The organism is Vibrio sp. J1-1 (genome assembly GCF_021728395.1).
Lineage (GTDB): Bacteria > Pseudomonadota > Gammaproteobacteria > Enterobacterales > Vibrionaceae > Vibrio.
The window spans coordinates 1-20179 of record NZ_JAKKCM010000021.1 but is presented as its reverse complement, the minus strand read 5'-3'; the positions used below and the strand labels follow the sequence as shown (position 1 = coordinate 20179).

Here is a 20179-nt window from a genome sequence, read left to right as displayed (position 1 = left end):
GGTCGTATTCCCCTTTAGTCGTTTTAGGAAATAGCATTTAAACTCGTATGAATCTAATTAAATCAAGTATCGCTCTGCTAATTTCATCGGTTTTGATTCCCGTTCACGCGGAAAATCTCAGCGGTGCACAAGCAGTGCAAAGTAAAACCAATCAAGCATCCGCGGCCAGTCAAAAACGCATTGATACCAGTGCAGAAAAGGCGTTGACCTTGGAAGCAGAAATCGAACAGCTGCAAGAAGAAGTCAGCAATTTAAAGATTTATCGCGATCACCTTACCAGTCTCGTGAACAGTCAGAATCAAGAAGTAGATAACTTGAATGACCAAATCGAGCAAATTGCACACACCCGTCAAGGTGTTGTGCCGTTGATGTATCACATGCTTGATGGGTTAAAAGAGATCGTGGCGAACGATAAGCCGATTCGTAAAGCACAACGCGAAGAGCGTATTGCGAAGCTTGATTCGATGATGACTCGTGCGGACGTTGCTGATGCAGAAAAGTTTCGCCGAATTCTGGAAGCGTACCAAATCGAAATGGATTACGGCACTCGACTTGGCGTTTACCAAGGCAAAATTGATTTATCGGCGAACGAAAAAGTTGAAGCGGATGTCCTCTATTTAGGACGCGTATCGTTGATCGCACGTAGCTTATCCGGAGAAACGTTCTGGAGCTGGTCGCAACAGCAGAAGGCCTGGCTGCCTCTTGGTACTGAACAAAAAACAGAGTTGGATAAAGCGTTTGCCATGGCAAACAAACAAATTGCACCGAGCATGTTAACGCTGCCAGTGTCGCTAACCGTTGCGGAGGGCAAGTAAATGATCAAAAAGTGGTTATCGGTTGCATTAATCTCAAGCGCTGCGTTGATGCCTTACACTACGTTTGCCAGTGACACTTTGTTGCAAAAAGCGCAGCAGGAAAATCGTCAACAGCAATCACACAACGTAACGCGTGAAGCTGGTTTTAAACAATCAGAACAAGAGTTGCAGTCGATTAAAAATCAACTGGCGGCAGAGCGCGCCGCTTTACAAGCCGAGGCGGACGCCTTGAGTGCGACGTTCAGTGAAAATGAAGCTGAATTGGCACAACTTGAAGAGAAGCTTCGTTTAGAGACGGGCAGCCTTGGCGAGCTATTCGGTGTTGTACGTCAGAATGCAAAAGAACTTGAATCTGAACTTAAACATTCCGTAACGGGTGTTGACCGCAACACTTACCTGAAAGACATCGAGGCTATTGTTGCTGCGACTTCGCTACCTACTTTGTCACAGCTTCAGGCCATGTGGCGCAGTATGGAAGAGCAAGTGAAGGCAAGTGGTGAGCTGGCTAATGTATCGTTCACATTGCTGGATGGTGAAGGTCGTGAGCAGACGATTACGGGTGCTCGCCTTGGCGCGATGGCGTTACTGGATGACAACGGTTATGTGAATTGGAGCGGTCAGCGTGGCGATGCGGTTAACTACCTTCGTCAGCCTGAGAATGGTCCGACAGCAAGCACACTCACTTCGGGTGATCTAGATGGCATTGTTATTGATCCATCACGCGGTATCCTTTTGGAGCAACTTGCGAACTCGCCAACACTGCAAGATCGCCTCAGCGCTGGTGGTGTAGTGGGTAAGATCATTCTTGGCTTATTAGTTATCGGTTTGATTATTGCGCTCGTTCGTGGCGTATCACTGATGATTGCACGTCAGAAGATTGCACAGCAATTGAAGAGCCCTACTCAGCCACAAGATAATCCATTGGGTCGTGTCCTTGCGGTGTATCAGAAAGACAAACACCGCAGTGTGGAAGCATTAGAATTGCGTCTTCTTGAAGCGGTGGTTGATGAGCAGACGCACCTAGAAAAAGGCTTGTCGATGTTGAAACTGTTGGCGGCACTGGCTCCGATGCTTGGTCTGCTTGGAACCGTAACTGGCATGATCGAAACCTTCCAGGTGATCACTCAGTTTGGTAACGGCGATCCAAAAGTCATGGCGGGTGGTATTTCAATGGCGCTTGTAACGACTGTACTTGGTCTGGTTGCCGCAATGCCTCTGCTTTTGGCTCACAATGTTTTGAGCTCGCAAGCGGAGAACATTCGCAATATTCTTGAGAAGCAAGGTATTGGCTTAGTTGCAGAACAGGCTGAGCGTGATATGCCTCAAGGAAAAAGCAAAGTGAATACAGTCGCGGAGAATGCAGCGTAATGGAGCAGATCTTACTCAACACATTGGGTTTGATCAGCGAAGATTGGGCCACAACATTGATGAGCTTTATGCAGCAAGGTGGCCAGATCTTATGGTGGCTGGCCGCCGTAGTTGCGGTGTGCTGGTTATTGGTCATGGAGCGGGTTCTTTACCTGACTACGGTCTTTCCTAAGGTAAAAGCAGAACTCCGTGACCAGTGGCTGGCAAGGTCAGAACATCACTCTTGGTACGCACATCAAATCCGCGAAGGATGGATTGCAAAGGCGCACATGGAATTGCGTCAGAACTTATCAACGATCAAGTTGCTTGTGGCTATTTGCCCAATGCTTGGCTTGTTAGGTACAGTGACGGGCATGATTACCGTGTTTGATGTCATGGCTTCACAGGGCAGCAGCAATCCGAAATTGATGGCTTCTGGCATCTCGCTTGCAACCTTACCGACTATGGCTGGAATGGTAGCGGCGTTGGCGGGGATGTTTGTTCATGCACGATTAAGCAAAGTGTGTGAGCGCAGAGCCATCCAATTAGAACAATCTTTAAGGAGTCAGAAGTGAGACTCGGACGCAGACCTAATCAACAAGACGAAGCTCAAGTCGATTTAACATCCATGCTTGATATCGTGTTCATCATGTTGATTTTCTTTATTGTTACTAGCTCATTTGTTCGTGAGTCAGGGGTGGAAGTCAATCGCCCGCAGGCTTCAAATGTGGTGAGCCAAAAGGATGCTGGTATCTTTATTGCTGTAACGGCAGCAAACGATGTGTATATCGACAAGCGTTTGGTTGATATCGAGCGTGTAGAAGCGTCTATCGAGCATTTACTACTTGATCAGCCCGACGCATCACTTGTCATTCAGGCGGATGAGCATGCTTATAACGGTACGGTTGTAAAAGTAATGGATGCAGCAAAAGGCGCGGGCGTTAAGAACATTGCACTGGCAGCGGAGACGCCTTAATGGGTAGGCTGTTACTTGCATTACCCGTGTCGCTGTTGATTTCAGTCAGCTTGTTTAGTTTTATGGCCTGGATGGTAGACAATGGCAACCAGCGTGCACCAAAAGCTTCTGAAGCGGTTCGCTTTGACATGGTGATGGTAGAAAACGATGCAGATATACAGCGTCGTCAACGCTCGGTTCCAGATCAGCCTGAGCCTCCGCAAGCACCAGAGCCGATGGACTTGTCTCAAACGAATACGCAAGTTGAACCAATGAGCCAAGTGACACCGACCAGTGCTTTGGGGCTAAACACGGCGCTGGATGGTATTGCGATTAGTGCGCCAAATCTAAAAGGCACGATGGGTAATCAACAAGCGCTACCTCTTTATCGCGTTGAACCTCGTTATCCGAGCAAGGCTCAGAAACGTAAGGTAGAAGGTTACGTGGTGTTGCGCTTTACTATTGACGCGACTGGCCGTCCAAAAGACATTGAAGTGCTCGAAGCCAAGCCAAGCCGCATGTTTGAGCGTGAATCGATACGTGCTCTTAGAAATTGGAAATATCAGCCAAAAGTTGAGGATGGTGTGTCAATCGAGCAGTTTGGGCAGACCGTAAGACTGGAGTTCAAGTTACCGAAATGATGAAGAAATTCCTAATTGGCGCCGTCTTATGCTTAAGCGCTTACGCGACTACCGCGAACGAGTTAAGTCAGTATACGGCTTCGCGTGTCCAGCGGGCACATAACATGGCTCAGGAAGATAACCTTAAAGAAGCGATTTCGACGCTAGAAGAATTAGATCTTTCTCGTGGCTATGATCAGGCTTTTGTCGCTCGTATGTTGGGCATTTTCTATTGGCAAAACCAGCAAATTAAGCCTGCAATCAAACAGCTTGAGTATGCGGTGAATAGTGGTTTGCTACAGGATAAGCAAGCGTGGCAAACCCGTAAGATGTTGGCTGATATGTTGCTTAACGAGCAACAATTTTCCAAAGCATTACCACATTATTATGCGTTGAGTAAGGCGGTACCGAAAGAGCAGAAAGCCCACGATGTTTGGTTGCGTATTGCACAGTCTCATTACCAATTAAGTGAGTGGAACAAAGTGATTTCTGCCATGGGGCGTTACGAGCAGTTCGGGCAGCCTGACAAGACTGGTCCGCTTTCGATCAAGCTTTCTGCTGAGCTGGAACTCAAAAAGTGGAAGCCAGCGATTGGCACAATAAAGCGTTTGATTGCTATTGAACCTGTACGCGTGGAATGGTGGCGACAATTGGTCGCTCTGCATCTGCGCATTGATGATAATAAACGGGCTTTAGACTCTTTGGCTCTTGCTAAGCTTCAGGGAGTAAAACTTAGTCAAGATGATTTGAAGCTGTTGGCTCAACTTTATGCTACTCGTGGAATCCCAGAACGTGCTGCATTGGTCTTAAACGAACTGCATGAGATTAACTCAGACAGCAAACTAAAGGCACAGCAAGCGACTTACTGGCAAATGGCCAAAGAGTGGGATAAGTCGATGGATAGCTGGCGAGTGGCTGCAAGACTTGATTCTCAGTACTACTGGAACTTTTCTCAGTTATTGGTGCAAGAAGGCCATTATCAACAAGCTTTAGCTGTACTCGATAAAGTTTCTGGCCGAAAAGCCGATGTCGCACTTATTAAAGCTCGTGCTTATTATAAGTTGAAGCGTATCGATGATGCCCTTGCGAACGCTAAAAGGTCTTATGAAATGAAACCATCAGATCAGGCAAAAAGCTGGGTGACTTATTTGTCTCAACTTCGTAAAGTAGAATCCAGTGTAAATTCTTAGATAGCTCTCAAGAATACTCAAAAAGCTCGAGGTAATACTCGGGCTTTTTTGTATTTTTACCTTCCTTATTTCCAACAATCCACAGCATTTAAGCAAGTGAGTTAGACTAAGAAGTCTGTAGAAGCTCAGTGGAAATTAGTGAATTTATCTAACAAATGTGGTTAAGTTCGATACAAAGCTCTGCATTGGTTAAGCAAAGATCATTAATCTAAACTCGCTGGTTTTTACTTAACCATATTTCATACTGCAAAAATCTCAGCCAATGTTTTTATATTGATAGAATTAAAATTAATAGATATCGGTGCATTGAGAGGAGTAGCACGCAAAAAAGCACAGAATTTATGCATGATCATGAAAAGTTCACTATTTTTGTGTGATTTGTGTCAAAAATTAATCAATAGTTAGATCGGTTGCATAATAAGTTGTTTGTTTTATTTAAATTTCATTACTACCTTGTTAGTTATTCGTTGCAAGTGATGCAGGTTATTCTGTTTTTGAACGAATCGGCACAAACAACTATATGGATGTTAACAATGAAAATGAAAGCTCTAGCCGTAGCAGTGGCGGCACTAGCATGTGGTACACAGGCATTCGCAGCAGAAGTTTACAACAGCGATGGTACATCTTTATCAATCGGCGGTCATGTATCTGTGGGCGTGGGTGAGTATTATGATGAGGACGTAAAAGTTCACCAAGTATCTCCTCGTATCAACGTTGCGGGCAAAAAAGACATCGGCAATGGTGTGACTGTTGACGCTAAAGGTGAGTGGGCACTTAACTACCTAAATGGTGGTGAAGAGTCTTTCTCTACTCGTCTTGGTTACATCGGTGCAACTCATGAGCAACTTGGTCGTTTAGTTGTTGGTACACAATGGACACCATACTACGACGTAGCTGGTGTGGCAGATATGCCTATCGCGTTTGCGAACGACTTTTTATATTCAAACCACTACGACCTTGGTTCTGCTCGTGGTGAAAAAATGGTTAGCTACCGTAAAGGCTTCCAATTCGGCGATGGCTTTGGTTTTAACCTAGGTCTAGGTTGGCAAGGTCAAAACGGTGATTACGATGATCGTGGCCAAGTTTCTATCAGCACTGAGTTAGCAGGATTCGGTCTTGGCTATGCATACAGTGGCGGTGATGTTGCTTTCGGCGCGAAAACTGAAGATGCAAGCTCACACATCTTGTCAGCTGTCTACGGCTCTTACGGTTCAGGCCTTTACGCTGCAGTTGTTTATGGCATGAACGAATACTTCTTTGAAGGTCTGGAAGATACAACTCAGCTAGAAGGTCTAGTGGCGTACGGTGTTAACAACTGGACATTCAGCGTGAACTACGAGTCAGTTGAAGACGACGATCTAGACACGCTATACAGCGAAATGGCGCTACAAGCTGAATACGCTGTAACTCCATCATTCTACACATTTGCCGGTTACCAAATTGACCTAGGTAACGATATTGATGAAGAAGAAAACGATTACTGGACTATCGGTGCTCGTTACTACTTCTAATCAATAGGACAGTATCTACTGCCTAAACACATTTATTGTGTTAACGCCTACTTCTTGCTTTGTAAAAAGGATTAAGGGAGTAGGCGTTTTTATTTCGGCCGATTATTGTGCTGACGCTGATCGTAACAATGCCCGCAAGTGCGGGCATTGTTTTTCTGTTACTTTGTTTCTAGCAGGTCCAGGAAGAAAGCATACTCTAGTGCATCTTCTTTTAAGCGCTTAAAGCGACCGGAAGCGCCACCATGTCCTGCCTCCATATCGGTCTTAAACACCAGCACGTTGTTATCAGTCTTCATCTCACGCAGCTTAGCTATCCACTTCATAGGTTCAAAGTATTGTACCTGAGAGTCATGCAAACCTGTGGTGACCAGCATGTTCGGGTAATCCTGCGCTTTTATATTGTCGTATGGCGAATAACTTAACATGTAGTCGTAATAGGTTTTGTTGTTCGGGTTGCCCCACTCATCGTATTCATTGGTGGTTAATGGAATCGATTCATCCAACATCGTCGTCACGACATCGACAAAGGGTACATGCGCACCAATGCCGCGGTACAACTCAGGTGCTTGGTTAATAACAGCGCCCATTAACAAGCCTCCTGCTGAGCCCCCAACCGCGAACACTTTGTCTTTCGCTCCGTAGTTCTTCTCGACCAAGCCTTTGGTTACATCGACAAAATCGTTGAATGTATTTTGCTTAGTCAGCTTTTTACCATCTTCATACCAAGGACGTCCGAGCATTTCAGAGCCACGAATATGGGCAATTACGAAAACGAAACCACGATCTAGCAGGCTTAAACGTGTTGAGCTGAAAGTGGGTTCAATGGTGGCGCCGTATGAACCATAACCGTATTGATAAATGGGATTGGTGCCATCTTTGTTAAAGTGATCTTTGCGGTAAACCAGCGAAACAGGCACTGACTTGCCATCACGAGCTTTTATCATGATGCGTTCAGACTGGTAGTTATCTGCGTTAAAGTCACCCAGGACTGGGGTTTGTTTCATGACCTCAGATTCACCCGTTTTCAGATCGAAATCATAGTAAGTACCTGGCGTGGTTAAGCTACTGTAGTAAATGCGTACTTTATTGTTATCTAACTCGTAGTTTCCAGTTAGGTAGGCAGCAAATGCGCTATCGTGAAATTGGAGGGGGAATTCGTTACCGCTGGATAGTTCACGCACAGTGACCGTTGATAAGCCATTTGCGCGTTGTTCATAAACCAGATGGTCATCGAACAACTCGAAGTCGACCAGCTGAGTATCATCGTCTGCCGGAATAACATCTTGCCATTGCGACCGATCGTGCATGTTGTCTTTATGCACTTTCATCAAACGGAAGTTAATTGCCTGATAGTTGGTATAGATATAGTACCAGTCACCAAGTTTTGCGATGCTGTATTCGATACCGGATTCGCGAGGAAAAAATGGCTCAGCTTGTGCGTTTGGATTGTTGGCATCGAGAACAGATACACCACTGGTTTCTGTACTGGAGTGCCAAATGTACACCTCTTCTCCATCTTTACTCTTGCTGATGTAGGTGTAGTACTCACTATCTGTTTCTTCATAGATGAGCTTGTCAGTGCTTTGTGGGGAGCCTAAGATATGTCGATAGACTTGGTAACCTAACAGCGTTTTTGGATCCTTTTTTATGTAATAAAACGCTTGATTATCGTTTTGCCACGCGATAGCGCTAGAGGCTCCTTCGATTTCGTCCTCTAGGTATTTACCCGTCTCCAGATTTTTGATTTTTATGGTGTAAATCCGGCGACTTAACGTATCTTCTCCATAAGCTAAAAGAGTTTCATCAGGACTGACATGTAACCCACTGACGTTAAAGAATTCATGACCCTTGGCAAGTTCGTTGACATCTAAAATCACCGATTTATCTGTGCCAGCGAAGTCTTTGGCGCGTAAATGAACTTCGTATTCGTTGTCTCCAGAGACTTCACTGGAATAAAAGTAACTGCCCTTGCGAACCGGAACGGAGTTATCGTCTTTGGCTATTCTGCCCTTTATTTCTTCAAACAGTGTCTGCTGAAGCGATTCGGTATGTTTTAGAACGGTTTCGGTATATTGATTCTCTTTTTCCAGATGCTGCAATACCTCCGCATCTTTGCGCTCGTCGTCACGCATCCAGTAGTAATTGTCGATACGGGTATCGTCATGAATAGTCATAGCATGCGGGACTTTCTTTGCGACAGGCGCTTGTGTTTGTTGGGCAATGAGCTGTGACTGAGAATAATGGTTCATAGGTGAAGTTCCTTGATTACTGCATCCGGCTAAAATTGCGACTGATACGGCCAACGTCGTAAGAGTAAAACGCATCTGTTTATCCTTGTATTTTATACCCAAGTCATCGTTTTGAATGGAATCTCATTGTATATGGCTTGAGCGTGCTTTCAGGTTTGTTACCGATGTTTTTGATCTTCCAATGATCGATATGAAACTTCATTGTGTAAGCAGTTGTTATACAAAGCAAACAGTCTTTTGGAGTGTGAGTACAAAAAAGGGACATACTACAAAGTATGCCCCCATGAAATTATATACTGAGTTTGGTTATATGACCTGTGGTAATTGGTTGGAATGATCCGGCGTACGATTAACCCAGCGCAGCCCTAGCATTGCGATAACTGACATCGCCATCATCAAAATACCCAGAGGCATTTGGTTTTGAGCGGGAAATAGCGATGCAAGCAAGGTTGCGATACCAGCGCCCAAGTTTTGCATGCCGCCCAGTGTCGCACCCGCAGTACCCGCATGGTATGGGAATGGAGAAATCGCCCCTGTCGTGGCCGCAGGAAATAATATGCCTGCTCCCAAAAAGTAAATGGTTGCGCCACCAATTAATGTCAACGCGGTCGTTAAGCCAAATAGGCCAGGGATCAACACGACGGCTGAACCGATAAAAATGGCGACCAGACCAACATTCAGGGCTCGGCGCATTGAGCGGCGCTGAGCTACATAGCTCGATAAGCCTGAGCCAATCAGGTAGCCCGGGATCGGAATAATAAATAGCAAGCTTACGGTTGTTGCTGGTAATCCCAATACGCCACCTAATAGCACACCCGCTGCAGCCTCAATTACACCGACACCCGCGAATGTTGCCACAAGGCAGATCAAAAAGCCCTGAAAGCGTTTGTCCGATAAAACATATTGATAGCTCTTCGTTACTGGTTCGTGTTTGCGTTTTTCTACAGGGAGTGTCTCCATCATACTGGTCATCATAGTAATAACCACAGCGACTCCGAAGAGCGCGAGGAAGAGATAGCTCGAACGCCAGCTAAACGCTTCTGTTAAGTAACCACCCAGTAATGGCGCCGCCAAAGGTGAGAAGAGAATACACATGCTGATCAAGCTGTTCACACGGTGTAGCTCAGCGCCATCAAAACAGTCGCGAGTTAATATACGTGCCATTGCGCCACCACAGCCAATTCCCAAGCCTTGGATAAAGCTACCGACTAAGAACCATTCAAACTGGTGGGTAAATAGAGCGACTAACGTTCCTACGATGTATATGAGCAAGCCTGCAATGATAATAGGTTTGCGCCCAAGGCGATCAGACAGTGGACCATACACGAACTGTGATAAGCCATATGGGATCAAGTAACAGGCCATGACGGCTTGAAGCGAAGACGCAGAAACCAAAAATTCACTCGCCATATGACCGATTGAAGGAACGTACATCGTTTGGGTCATCTGACCTACGGCAGTCAATATCGCGATTAAGAAGGTAAGTTTCACTAATGGAAACGAAGCCGGCATTTACGTGTCTCTCCAATAAATTTAAGGTGTAAGAAGCCTTAGCACTCCATAAATGGGGCTAATGTATTTGTTATGTTAGGGGATTATTCGTGCGAGATATTAGTGCTTGAATGTATGCTTGGCAATCTAAACTTTTGCAGTCAAGCAAGATTAAAATCTATGATTTGGATTAGAAAAAATAATCCGAAAATTTGCGGTGTAAAAAATAAAAAAGGGAGCAAATGCTCCCTTGGAAAATATTACGCTTGTTCGCGACTCGATGCGTAAGCATACAGCAGCTCTAAAGCGATGGTCGCTCCTGCTAATGCCGTGACATCACTTTGGTCATAAGGTGGTGAGACCTCTACCACATCCATGCCTACGATATTCATGCCAGCCAAACCACGAATGATTTTAAGCACTTTGTCAGTATTCAAACCTCCGCAAACAGGCGTCCCCGTTCCCGGAGCAAATGCTGGATCTAAGCAGTCAATATCAAACGTAACATACACTGGTTTATCGGCTACGGTACGACGAATTTCATCTAAAATCTCGTTTACAGACATGTCGTTTGCCTGCATCGCATCGATCACATTGAAGCCGTGATCTTGCTGCTTGTATTCGGTACGAATACCAATTTGTACCGAGTTCTTCGCAGAGATTAGCCCTTCTTTTGGTGCGTGGTAGAACATCGTACCGTGGTCGTATGAACTGCCATTGGCGTAAGTATCCGTATGAGCATCGAAATGAACTAAAGCCATTTCGCCATAATGCTTCGCATAGGCACGTAGAACCGGCAGGGTGATGAAGTGATCGCCACCCAAAGCCAGCATTGTTTTCCCGCTTTTTAAGATCTCGCTTGTTGCTGCTTCCAGACGATAAGTGAAGTCTTCCGCATCGCCACAATCAAAGACCAGATCACCGGAATCAATGACGGTTAACTTATCAAATACGTTGAAATCCCATGGGAACTTTTTACCTTCCCACGCCAAATTCACGGAAGCACGTCGGATGGCATCCGGACCCATGCGCGCGCCTGAGCGACCGGATGTTGCCATGTCGAGAGGAACGCCGAGCACTACAACATCGGCCTCTGCAGTTACCGGATCTTTGATGTACGGTAGACGCAGAAACGACATTGAGTTGGAGTACAGCGAATAATCAGTTTTAGTAAACAAATCATTCATATCAGAAATCCTCTAAATAGGTGTATCCCACCAAACCTTGTTCCAGCTCAGCAAGGACTTGGGTTTGTTCACTGGCTTCAACACGTTCAAAAACCAGTTGTTTGTAGTTGTCACGAATCGCTTCAACGTCGATATGAACGTAGCGCATCATATCTTCGACGCTATCACCTTCATTAATGTAGCTGATCTCAAACTCGCCATTTTCTTCTACGTTAACAACGACACTATGGGTGTCGCCAAATAAGTTGTGCATGTCACCAAGAATTTCTTGGTATGCGCCAACTAAGAAGAAGCCGAGCAGGTATGGCTTGTCTTTGCTCCACGCCGGGACTGGTAGCGTACTTTCTATACCTTGACCATCAACGTAGAGATCAATCGCACCATCAGAGTCACAAGTGATGTCTAACATCACAGCACGGCGTTCTTCGGCATCACCTAAACCTGAAAGAGGCAGAACAGGGAACACCTGATCAATGCCCCACGCATCTGGCAGAGACTGAAAGAGCGAGAAGTTGACAAAGAATTTGTCTGCAAGACGCTCGCTCAACTCATCCAGAATCGGACGGTGGAAGCGGTTCTTCGTACTCATCTTACGGCTCAACTCAAAGTATATGCGCAGTGACAATTGTTCTGCCCAGGCGCGCTGCTCAAGGTTAATCACGCCAGTTGCAAAATTTGAATGTGCTTCTGCCAAATCACTTTGGGTGTCGTTGTAAATCTCAATCAGTGCTCGAGCGTCGGTACCGTTTTGCAAGTTTTCCCAATTGCGCCACATGTTTTGTAGTAGCAAAGGCGCATCATCCACTGGCGCATATACTTCTTCAGGTTGGTAAGCTTCTGTACCAATAACATTAGATACCAACACGGCATGATGCGCCGTCAAAGAGCGGCCAGACTCAGAAATAATCACCGGCATCGGCTGCTCATATTGCAGACATACATCACCAACAGTGTTCACGATATTTCGTGCGTACTCAGCAAGACCATAGTTCATCGAGTTGGAAGATTGGCTGCGTGTCCCGTCATAGTCCACGGCTAAGCCACCACCCACATCGAAATAATCAATGTTGGCACCCATTGCGCGCAGTTCACAGTAAAAACGTGCTGATTCATTGACGCCGTTACGTACATCGCGAATGTTCGCCATTTGTGAGCCAAGGTGGAAGTGCACCAATTGTAATGCATCGAGATTGCCGCTGTTCTTCAGGCGATTAATCACACTCAATACTTGTGATGCAGACAGGCCAAATTTGGATTTTTCGCCGCCACTTGACTGCCATTTCCCCGCCCCTTGAGAAGCAAGACGGATACGTAGACCCAGGCGAGGCTTAACGCCTAAGCTTTCCGCTTCTTGTAGCACAAGATCAAGCTCTGATAGCTTCTCTAAGACGATAAAAACGTTATGGCCGAGCTTTTCGCCAATCAGCGCAAGACGCACGTACTCACGGTCTTTGTAGCCATTACAGACAATCACGGAGCTGGCCTGTTGAGCCAAAGCCAGTACGGCCAACAATTCAGGTTTACTGCCTGCTTCAAGACCGAGTTGTTTCGTCTCTAACTCTGCTTGGCTGGCGAGTATTTCATCAACCACTTCACGTTGCTGGTTTACCTTAATCGGGTACACCAACAAGTATTTGTTCGGATACTGATAATCTTCAATAGCTTGGTTGAAAGCATCACAAAGACCATGCACACGTTGATGCACGATCTGCGGGAAGCGAACGAGAACAGGCAAGTTAAGCTGCTTTGCTTCTAGCTCTTTTACAATAGCACTGAAAGGGATTTGATGTGCACGGTCACTTCGAGGAGAGACGTATACCTCGCCTTGGTCATCGATACCGTAGAAGCCCTGGCTCCAGTAGTGAACATTGTAGTCCGCGCGAATGCGGTCCAATTTGGTTGCTTTTTCCAACTCAATTCTCACAAAAATGTACTTAAGCCTTTAATTTAATAGAAGGAAAAGTACCAAAAAGCAATTCATGAGGCATTAATACCAATACTACGATTGGTATTACCTCATACCCTGACACGAACTCCGTGTGCGCGCATTAACGGATAAAAGTTGTCTAGAGTCTAATGATTATAATCTATCTTATCGATTAGGCTTTGTTGTCGAAGAATGGTGTAAAAATTTATACCAAATTCACTTCTGGATGCTGGATTCAGAGAGTTGTTTACTAGTGTCAATTTAACTGAAGCAACATATATTTAACAATTTAAGGGTTCTACTGTTATAGTTGGTCTGACCAGAAAGAGTGCGGTTTTTAAACAGTATGAGGATAGATTTTGCAGCTGCATAGAATTCAGGGGTACATACAGACCATGTACCTCGCCGAGTATGCCGATAAACTCATGTTACTTGATGGTGCAAGCCGAGCAGATATCCCTCATCTTAAAGATTTTATTGAGTATCAACTTAAGCGGCCATTTACCGATCTCAAGCTGGTGGTCGTAACCCACATGCACCCCGATCATGCGGGAGCCGCGCATAAGCTTAGAGCGTTGACCGGATGCAAAGTCTTAGCGGCTAAACGTGACGTTCAGTGGTATAGCGGTATTGACGGCTGGTTGATGCATTTGACGGACTTGGCGTTGGCTAGGTGGATGGCAAGTCGAATGCGCAAACCAAAACGTAACCTGTGGTATTCAAGGAAACTGAATCCAGATATTGAGCTGCTGGACGGAGAAACTATTCCTGGTTTTGAAGATTGGCAGATATTGGAAACGCTGGGTCATACCGACAGAGATTTATCAGTCTATCATGCGGAGCAGAGCGTGTTGTACGTAGCCGATCTGATAGTAAAAGTGAAGAAGCACTTGATTGCACCGTTTCCTATCTTTCACCCCAATCAATATCGTCTTTCCGTTAAAAGGGTTTTTGAACTGCAACCAAGCTGTTTGCTCCTTGCGCATGGTGGAGAAGTTGTTTTGGATGAAAAAGCCTATCGGCATATTCTGGATACAGCGCCAACCAAGCCGCATACACATTGGCGAGCGACGAAAATAAAAGCGAAAGGGTTGTTGAGTGTGTTGTTACGGAGAAATAAGAGATGAGTGACACCTTTTGAGAGTCACTCATCTATACGATAGCGTTATGGCGCTAACAAGTGGGACTGGCTCGGATCAACCAACACTTTATCTGCCATTGCCTGGCGGCCTAGCAGCATCATGTAAGTCATGTTTTCACGGTTGGTCAGCGTAATGTCTATTGGCCACTGTTGGTCGTTCATGCGTAGCATGGTGGTGATCACGCAGCGGTGCTCGAACGTTCCGTTTGAGGATTTCACTTTACGGTTCGCTTTAAGTGGTGCTGTACAGCGAACGACCTGTTCTAAGTGATAAACATCCGGATGGAGATCGAACTCTACGTATGAACGGCCGTTTTTCTCAAAACACTCGATATTATCGACGTGAAGAGAAGAGGTTTGCGCACCAGTGTCAATACGAGCTTCAAGGTGGGGAATGCCTAACTCAGGTAAGCAGATTGCTTCGGCATTCCCAATGACAATTTTCTGATTCATAGTGTCATCCTAGCGACGAGTTGTATAGAGAGGCCAAATCACCTCTCTATGCTGTTTGGATAGTAATCAACCTTTACCGCGAGTACGGTTTGAATTTGGTTTTGCGTTTTTTTCGATAAAGTCAAAAATCATCGCTGCGACGTTTTTGTTTGTTGCCAACTCGATACCTTCAAGACCCGGTGAGGAGTTTACTTCCATCACCACTGGACCGTTTTTCGATTGCAGGATGTCTACACCACATAGGTTTAAGCCCATTACTCTTGCTGCATTAACTGCCGTTGCACGTTCTTCTTTGCTCAACCTGACAAGTTGCGCAGAACCGCCGCGGTGAAGATTCGAGCGGAACTCACCTTCTTTTGCCTGACGCTTCATTGCTGCAATCACTTTGTTGCCTACAACGAAACAGCGAATATCTGCCCCTTTAGCTTCTTCAATGAACTCTTGAACCATGATGTTTGCTTTTAAGCCCATAAAGGCTTCAATGACACTTTCTGCTGCTTTATTTGTTTCAGCAAGAACAACACCAATACCTTGGGTACCTTCAAGTAGCTTAATAACCAGAGGAGCGCCGCCAACGTTTTTGATCACATCTTGGATGTTATCAGGGTGGTGAGCAAAACCAGTACGTGGTAAGCCGATGCCTTTCCGAGATAAGAGCTGCAAAGAACGCAGCTTGTCACGCGAACGGCTGATCGCTACCGATTCATTGACACAAAATGTACCCATCATTTCAAATTGGCGCACGACTGCTGTGCCGTAGAAAGTGACTGAGGCCCCGATACGTGGAATAACCGCGTCGTATTGTGGCAATTCTTCACCCATATAACGAATCTTAGGGTTATTACTCGTAATGTCCATGTAGCAGTGCAGAGTGTCGATAACATCAACTTGATGTCCACGCTCTTCGCCTGCTTGCTTTAGGCGCATGGTTGAATATAAATTCTCATTACGAGAGAGAATAGCAATACGCATGGCTGTTCCTTTGTAAGTCAGTACCAGATTAAAAATATAAGTATAGAGTATAGAATGCAGCAGGCTGATGATATTGATATGACATAACCTACATACTTCAACGAGTTAGAATGGTGGTTGGACAACCACGTCGTTGAGGGTGTGCACATTAGATTTTTTCGCTAGCAGATGAAAACGAAAAAAACTCGTCGTGACGACAAATATTTTTTATCGAGCTGGAGCGAATCACGATGTGTGATTTCCAGCTGAGAGAAACGAAAACCGGTGCTAGAAATAATAAAACCCCGCCTGGTTTCCCAGACGGGGCTTATTCTTTTTCGCAGCAATCCGGCTACTAAATAGGTGCTCCCTGCATCTATCCTTGATTATGGCTAAGTCCTTTAACCGAGTTCCCTGTTCATCGCCTTCCTAGCGGTGTCCATTCTTGCCTATCATCCTGACGGGCGAACTCTATCCCAGAGCTTAATTACATCCTTGCTGACAACTCATCCTAAGCTATCAAATCTTCGTCCTGAAGATACCTAATCCGTTAGGCTTTTTCCTGTTCCTGCCAACATCCTGTCGACACATTCAGTATTCATGTTTTGTGGTTCTGACTCAATCCGATATTTGAAATTATTTTTGAAATCGATTGCATGATTAAAAGTGTTTTTATTTATAAACAATTAGTTAAAATTTTTTTGGGCTTTGGTCTTAGTGTGGCTTAATCAATTTACTTACATATCATGTAAGAGATCTCTCACAAGTATTTGAGCGTATATCGCAAATGTGGGTATTTGGGATAAGCTGACCGGTTTGCTCCCGATCACAAACCAGTCTATATAACTGGGTGATCAATACTCTCTGCTAGGCAAAGTTCTCGTTGGTCTATAGATAAGCAATGAATGAGTTCGATGGAAGAGTTTGTTGTATCGCAAGTTTTTATCTTTGAGTACTAGACTTTTGCGTTAAGAGTGTGGTAATTGATTATATTCCACCTCGAAAATTCTTATTAAGATTTGGTGACAGTGAAAAGAGGGAACTTGATTGCCATTTCTCTGTCATATTTGGTGAGTAGGTTGACCGTGTAGGAAGATAATAGTTGGTTTGCTTGGATACTTTCGGTAGTAACGAAACCATTATTGTCACTGTGTTGTGAGTTTTGTCACGGTTAATTGGTTGATTCCTATATAGATTTAATGGAATTGCAAACCTTAGAAAATAAGCTCAGCATGAGCGTTACTTATATAAATAAGGGAGATTACTATGAAAAAGATGAGAAGAGCTCAGTTACATCGTGTTCGTATTCAGTATTGGAAAGATACGAAAGATGAAACAGCTAAAAAATCATAGTTAACTACTTTCGACGTCAATGGGCTGGCAGTGGTGCCAGCTCTAAAATACCCTTCTAGAGTTACTTTCCCAAAGCCAAAAATAAAAAAGCCGATCCGAAGATCAGCCTTTGTGTAATTTCCTAGCTCAGTTTCACTGATTGGAATTACAAGTAATTTGCATCAACCAGTTCGCCAGCTTGTGCACTTTTTACTTCAGGGCGTGCTTCCAGCCAAGCCAATACTTGCGCTTTTTGCTCCTCAGTAGCATTGCCGTAACGATCAGTTGAACATAGGAAGCCTTCAAATAGTTCCAGACCGCCACCGCCAAAGCAAAGGCCTAAACCGTCGATGTAGTCGACAAAGTCATCAACGAACACATCGTAGCGGTCGAAGTCATTGATGTCTGTTTCACAGCTGATTTCGAACCCTAGGATCGCGAATTCGCCTAAGAACAGTTTCTTACGGATACGACGGCTTTTGTTATCGATTCTTTCTAATTTCATAACTATCTCTCGTAGATGATCTTAATACGCACACGTTATACCTTCTATAGAACTATATCCCAAGTAAAATTCTATTAATACGATATGTTTGGTTGTTCTTTGTGCAAACTATGTCTCGTGTTTTTCCATATTGATATGCCGCCCAATCAACCCTTAATTGATTCAGTTAGGGAATGATTACGCAACATAACCTTCATTTATTTTAATTATTATTGTCATAATGTTTCTCCAAACTTCCCCTCGTTCAACGACTTATAAAATCTAATTTAAAATTAAATCAAATATTGGGAAAGTGAGACAATGAGTAAGGAAACCTTCGACGCAACGCGCTTTAACCACAGCAATAACAAACCTTTTGAAGATGTATTAGAAGCGAGTCTATCTCGTCGTAGTATTTTGAAAGGCGGACTGGGGATCAGTGCGATGACCGCGTTTGGTGCTTTTGGCTTGGCTGGGTGTAATTCATCTAGCTCAGGTACTTCGGCAAGTGCTGCGTCTGGTGTATCAAAAGCAGTACTTAACTTTGAATCGATTCCTGGTTCGTTAACGGACGCGGTCTCTATTCCATCTGGTTACACGGCTCAAGTGCTGGTACCGTGGGGGACGCCTTTAAATGCTCAGGGTAGTGCGTGGAAAAATGACGGTACAAACACCAGTTCTGACCAGCTTAATGCTCTAGGCATGCATCACGACGGTATGCATTTTTTCCCGCTAAATGACAGTACGACAGATGGCTTGTTGTGTATTAACCATGAATACATTGATACTGCAGCACTGCATCCGAATGGCCCGACAGTTGAGAATAATGTTCGTACCATCGTTGATGAAGTACGTAAAGAGATCAATGCACACGGCGTCTCAGTTGTTCGTATCCAGCTTGAAGACAATATGTGGAAACTGGTCGATGCTGATCCATTAAACCGTCGTTATACTGGTGCTACTGTAATGGACCTATCTGGTCCCGTTGCGCACACTGAATTGACGGTAACTCGCTTCTCTCCAGACGGCAGCCAAGCTCGTGGTACGCTTAATAACTGTGGTAATGGCTACACACCTTGGGGCACTTACTTAACGTGTGAAGAAAACTGGCCAGGTTACTTTGTGAATGCAGGTGAGCGCACTGAAGAACAAGATCGTATTGGTATTGCATCAGGCAGCACTCGCTACTTATGGGAAACTCTAGCAGGCAACGCCGAAGAACGTTTGGATGAGTTCACTCGTTTTAATCTGGCACCAACAGGGGCTAGCTCAACGGACGATTACCGTAACGAAGCGAACGGTCATGGCTATATTGTTGAAATTGACCCATACACGCAAAACTCACGCGCGAAAAAGCGTACAGCGCTAGGTCGTTTCCGTCATGAAGGCTGTACATTTGGTAAGCTGGAAGAAGGTAAACCAGTTGTATTCTACTCTGGCCACGACTCTCGCTTTGAATACCTTTACAAGTTTGAGTCAGCCACCGCTTGGGACCCTGCAGATGCGAACCCTGCTAATCGTCTGGCAACTGGTGATAAGTACATGGACGAAGGTACGCTTTATGTTGCACTTTTCAATGAAGACAGCACAGGGACTTGGCTACCACTGACGCTAGATAGCATCACAACCTCTGGTGGTACGCTGGCGGATCATTTCGGCTCATTAGCAGAAATCATTCTTAACACAGCGGGCGCTGCTGATTTAGTTGGCGCAACACCGATGGACCGTCCAGAGTGGTGCACAGTTGACCCATTTACTGGCACTGTATATCTAACATTGACCAACAATACCCGTCGTACAGAAGATACTAACGCGGCAAACCCACGTTTAAACAATAAATTTGGTCACGTGATTCGTTGGGATGAAGGTGATGCATCGACCGAGTTTACATGGGATATCTTCGTGTTTGGCTCACCAGCAAATGGTGATGCGGACACAAACCGTTCAAGCTTAACGGAGTTAAACCAGTTCGCGAGTCCTGATGGTTTGGCTTTCGACGCTCGTGGTATCCTTTGGATCCAAACTGATAATGGTGCGGACGAAGTGACTTCATACACCAACGATCAAATGCTGGCGGTCGTACCTTCGAAACTGGTAGATGAAAATGGCGATCAAGCGACGATTGGTGCGGATAACCAAGCAGAACTGAAACGTTTCTTTGTTGGTCCAAACGGGTGTGAAGTCACAGGCTTTACCATTAGTCCAGATTACAAGTCGTTGTTTGTAAACATCCAGCACCCGGGTAACTGGCCATACAGCGATGATGCAGCAGAAGAAACACCTGCAGGCACACCTGTTCGTCCTCGTGCTTCGACAGTTGTGATTCGTCGTGAAGACGGTGGTGAGATCGCAGTATAACTCCTGCTTGTTAAATGATTTAACGCAAAGCCCTGCATAAGTGAACTGACCCCCAATAGTTGGACACCAATTATTGGGGGTCTTTCATGTCCAAATATAGTCGTGAGTTGAAGTGCATCTTAGCCAAGCAGTGCTTAAGTGGTGTGTCATCTCGTCTTTTAGCCAAAC

General features: G+C 45.1%; 16 protein-coding genes and 1 pseudogene. 10 read left to right on the top strand and 7 right to left on the bottom strand.

Annotated elements, in window-relative coordinates:
* Positions 1 to 47: 47 nt before the first annotated feature.
* From L3V31_RS20880 to L3V31_RS20850, 7 genes are all read left to right on the top strand, one after another.
* Positions 48 to 815: a DUF3450 domain-containing protein gene (locus L3V31_RS20880; RefSeq protein ID WP_237318988.1), complete on the top strand. Its 768-nt coding sequence runs from the start codon at positions 48 to 50 to the stop codon at positions 813 to 815.
* Complete coding sequence (locus tag L3V31_RS20875) at positions 816 to 2183, top strand: MotA/TolQ/ExbB proton channel family protein (RefSeq protein ID WP_237318986.1); 1368 nt, start codon at positions 816 to 818, stop codon at positions 2181 to 2183.
* A complete protein-coding gene (locus L3V31_RS20870) occupies positions 2183 to 2737 on the top strand; it encodes a MotA/TolQ/ExbB proton channel family protein (RefSeq protein ID WP_237318984.1) in 555 nt (184 codons plus the stop codon). Before L3V31_RS20875 ends, L3V31_RS20870 begins: the two co-directional genes overlap by 1 nt.
* Positions 2734 to 3138, top strand: a complete 405-nt coding sequence (locus L3V31_RS20865) for a biopolymer transporter ExbD (RefSeq protein WP_014233526.1) — start codon at positions 2734 to 2736, stop codon at positions 3136 to 3138. Before L3V31_RS20870 ends, L3V31_RS20865 begins: the two co-directional genes overlap by 4 nt.
* Entirely contained in the window at positions 3138 to 3758 is a 621-nt protein-coding gene (locus L3V31_RS20860) for an energy transducer TonB (protein ID WP_237318982.1), read from the top strand. The genes L3V31_RS20865 and L3V31_RS20860 overlap by 1 nt, the downstream gene beginning before the upstream one ends.
* Complete coding sequence (locus L3V31_RS20855) at positions 3755 to 4927, top strand: tetratricopeptide repeat protein (protein WP_237318980.1); 1173 nt, start codon at positions 3755 to 3757, stop codon at positions 4925 to 4927. Before L3V31_RS20860 ends, L3V31_RS20855 begins: the two co-directional genes overlap by 4 nt.
* A gap of 533 nt (positions 4928 to 5460) precedes the next feature.
* Positions 5461 to 6438: a porin gene (locus L3V31_RS20850; protein ID WP_237318978.1), complete on the top strand. Its 978-nt coding sequence runs from the start codon at positions 5461 to 5463 to the stop codon at positions 6436 to 6438.
* Between the two features lie 158 nt (positions 6439 to 6596).
* Here the strand turns inward: L3V31_RS20850 and L3V31_RS20845 are convergent, their stop codons facing one another.
* The 4 genes from L3V31_RS20845 to speA form a co-directional block, all read right to left on the bottom strand.
* Complete coding sequence (locus tag L3V31_RS20845; RefSeq protein WP_237318975.1) at positions 6597 to 8762, bottom strand: S9 family peptidase; 2166 nt, start codon at positions 8760 to 8762, stop codon at positions 6597 to 6599.
* A 231-nt stretch (positions 8763 to 8993) separates the two neighbouring features.
* Positions 8994 to 10199: a multidrug efflux MFS transporter EmrD gene (emrD, locus tag L3V31_RS20840; RefSeq protein WP_237318973.1), complete on the bottom strand. Its 1206-nt coding sequence runs from the start codon at positions 10197 to 10199 to the stop codon at positions 8994 to 8996.
* A gap of 239 nt (positions 10200 to 10438) precedes the next feature.
* Entirely contained in the window at positions 10439 to 11365 is a 927-nt protein-coding gene (gene speB / locus L3V31_RS20835) for an agmatinase (RefSeq protein ID WP_237318971.1), read from the bottom strand.
* A gap of 1 nt (position 11366) precedes the next feature.
* Complete coding sequence (speA, locus tag L3V31_RS20830) at positions 11367 to 13277, bottom strand: arginine decarboxylase (RefSeq protein ID WP_237318969.1); 1911 nt, start codon at positions 13275 to 13277, stop codon at positions 11367 to 11369.
* 410 nt (positions 13278 to 13687) lie between these two features.
* Between speA and L3V31_RS20825 the strand changes: the two genes are divergently transcribed.
* Positions 13688 to 14419, top strand: a complete 732-nt coding sequence (locus L3V31_RS20825; RefSeq protein ID WP_237319010.1) for an MBL fold metallo-hydrolase — start codon at positions 13688 to 13690, stop codon at positions 14417 to 14419.
* Positions 14420 to 14457: 38 nt separating this feature from the next.
* Here L3V31_RS20825 and L3V31_RS20820 read toward each other — a convergent pair whose 3' ends face one another.
* The 3 genes from L3V31_RS20820 to L3V31_RS20810 form a co-directional block, all read right to left on the bottom strand.
* A complete protein-coding gene (locus L3V31_RS20820; RefSeq protein ID WP_014233535.1) occupies positions 14458 to 14886 on the bottom strand; it encodes a RimK/LysX family protein in 429 nt (142 codons plus the stop codon).
* A 66-nt stretch (positions 14887 to 14952) separates the two neighbouring features.
* On the bottom strand, positions 14953 to 15858 hold the full coding sequence (gene rimK / locus L3V31_RS20815; protein WP_237318968.1) for a 30S ribosomal protein S6--L-glutamate ligase: 906 nt from the start codon (positions 15856 to 15858) through the stop codon (positions 14953 to 14955).
* A gap of 1477 nt (positions 15859 to 17335) precedes the next feature.
* Positions 17336 to 17674: a 50S ribosome-binding protein YggL gene (locus L3V31_RS20810; protein WP_237318966.1), complete on the bottom strand. Its 339-nt coding sequence runs from the start codon at positions 17672 to 17674 to the stop codon at positions 17336 to 17338.
* A 300-nt stretch (positions 17675 to 17974) separates the two neighbouring features.
* Between L3V31_RS20810 and L3V31_RS20805 the strand changes: the two genes are divergently transcribed.
* Together L3V31_RS20805 and L3V31_RS22105 are read left to right on the top strand one after the other, a co-directional pair.
* A complete protein-coding gene (locus L3V31_RS20805; protein WP_237318964.1) occupies positions 17975 to 20011 on the top strand; it encodes a PhoX family phosphatase in 2037 nt (678 codons plus the stop codon).
* An 86-nt stretch (positions 20012 to 20097) separates the two neighbouring features.
* Positions 20098 to 20179, top strand: a pseudogene (locus L3V31_RS22105) (helix-turn-helix domain-containing protein); the annotation flags it as partial.

Coding starts and splice junctions, on each gene's coding strand:
- L3V31_RS20880 (WP_237318988.1), top strand. CDS start 48: ATGAATCTAATTAAATCAAGTATCGCTCTGCTAATTTCATCGGTTTTG.
- L3V31_RS20875 (WP_237318986.1), top strand. CDS start 816: ATGATCAAAAAGTGGTTATCGGTTGCATTAATCTCAAGCGCTGCGTTG.
- L3V31_RS20870 (WP_237318984.1), top strand. CDS start 2,183: ATGGAGCAGATCTTACTCAACACATTGGGTTTGATCAGCGAAGATTGG.
- L3V31_RS20860 (WP_237318982.1), top strand. CDS start 3,138: ATGGGTAGGCTGTTACTTGCATTACCCGTGTCGCTGTTGATTTCAGTC.
- L3V31_RS20855 (WP_237318980.1), top strand. CDS start 3,755: ATGATGAAGAAATTCCTAATTGGCGCCGTCTTATGCTTAAGCGCTTAC.
- L3V31_RS20850 (WP_237318978.1), top strand. CDS start 5,461: ATGAAAATGAAAGCTCTAGCCGTAGCAGTGGCGGCACTAGCATGTGGT.
- L3V31_RS20845 (WP_237318975.1), bottom strand. CDS start 8,762: ATGCGTTTTACTCTTACGACGTTGGCCGTATCAGTCGCAATTTTAGCC.
- emrD (WP_237318973.1), bottom strand. CDS start 10,199: ATGCCGGCTTCGTTTCCATTAGTGAAACTTACCTTCTTAATCGCGATA.
- speB (WP_237318971.1), bottom strand. CDS start 11,365: ATGAATGATTTGTTTACTAAAACTGATTATTCGCTGTACTCCAACTCA.
- L3V31_RS20825 (WP_237319010.1), top strand. CDS start 13,688: ATGTACCTCGCCGAGTATGCCGATAAACTCATGTTACTTGATGGTGCA.
- L3V31_RS20820 (WP_014233535.1), bottom strand. CDS start 14,886: ATGAATCAGAAAATTGTCATTGGGAATGCCGAAGCAATCTGCTTACCT.
- rimK (WP_237318968.1), bottom strand. CDS start 15,858: ATGCGTATTGCTATTCTCTCTCGTAATGAGAATTTATATTCAACCATG.
- L3V31_RS20810 (WP_237318966.1), bottom strand. CDS start 17,674: ATGAAATTAGAAAGAATCGATAACAAAAGCCGTCGTATCCGTAAGAAA.
- L3V31_RS20805 (WP_237318964.1), top strand. CDS start 17,975: ATGAGTAAGGAAACCTTCGACGCAACGCGCTTTAACCACAGCAATAAC.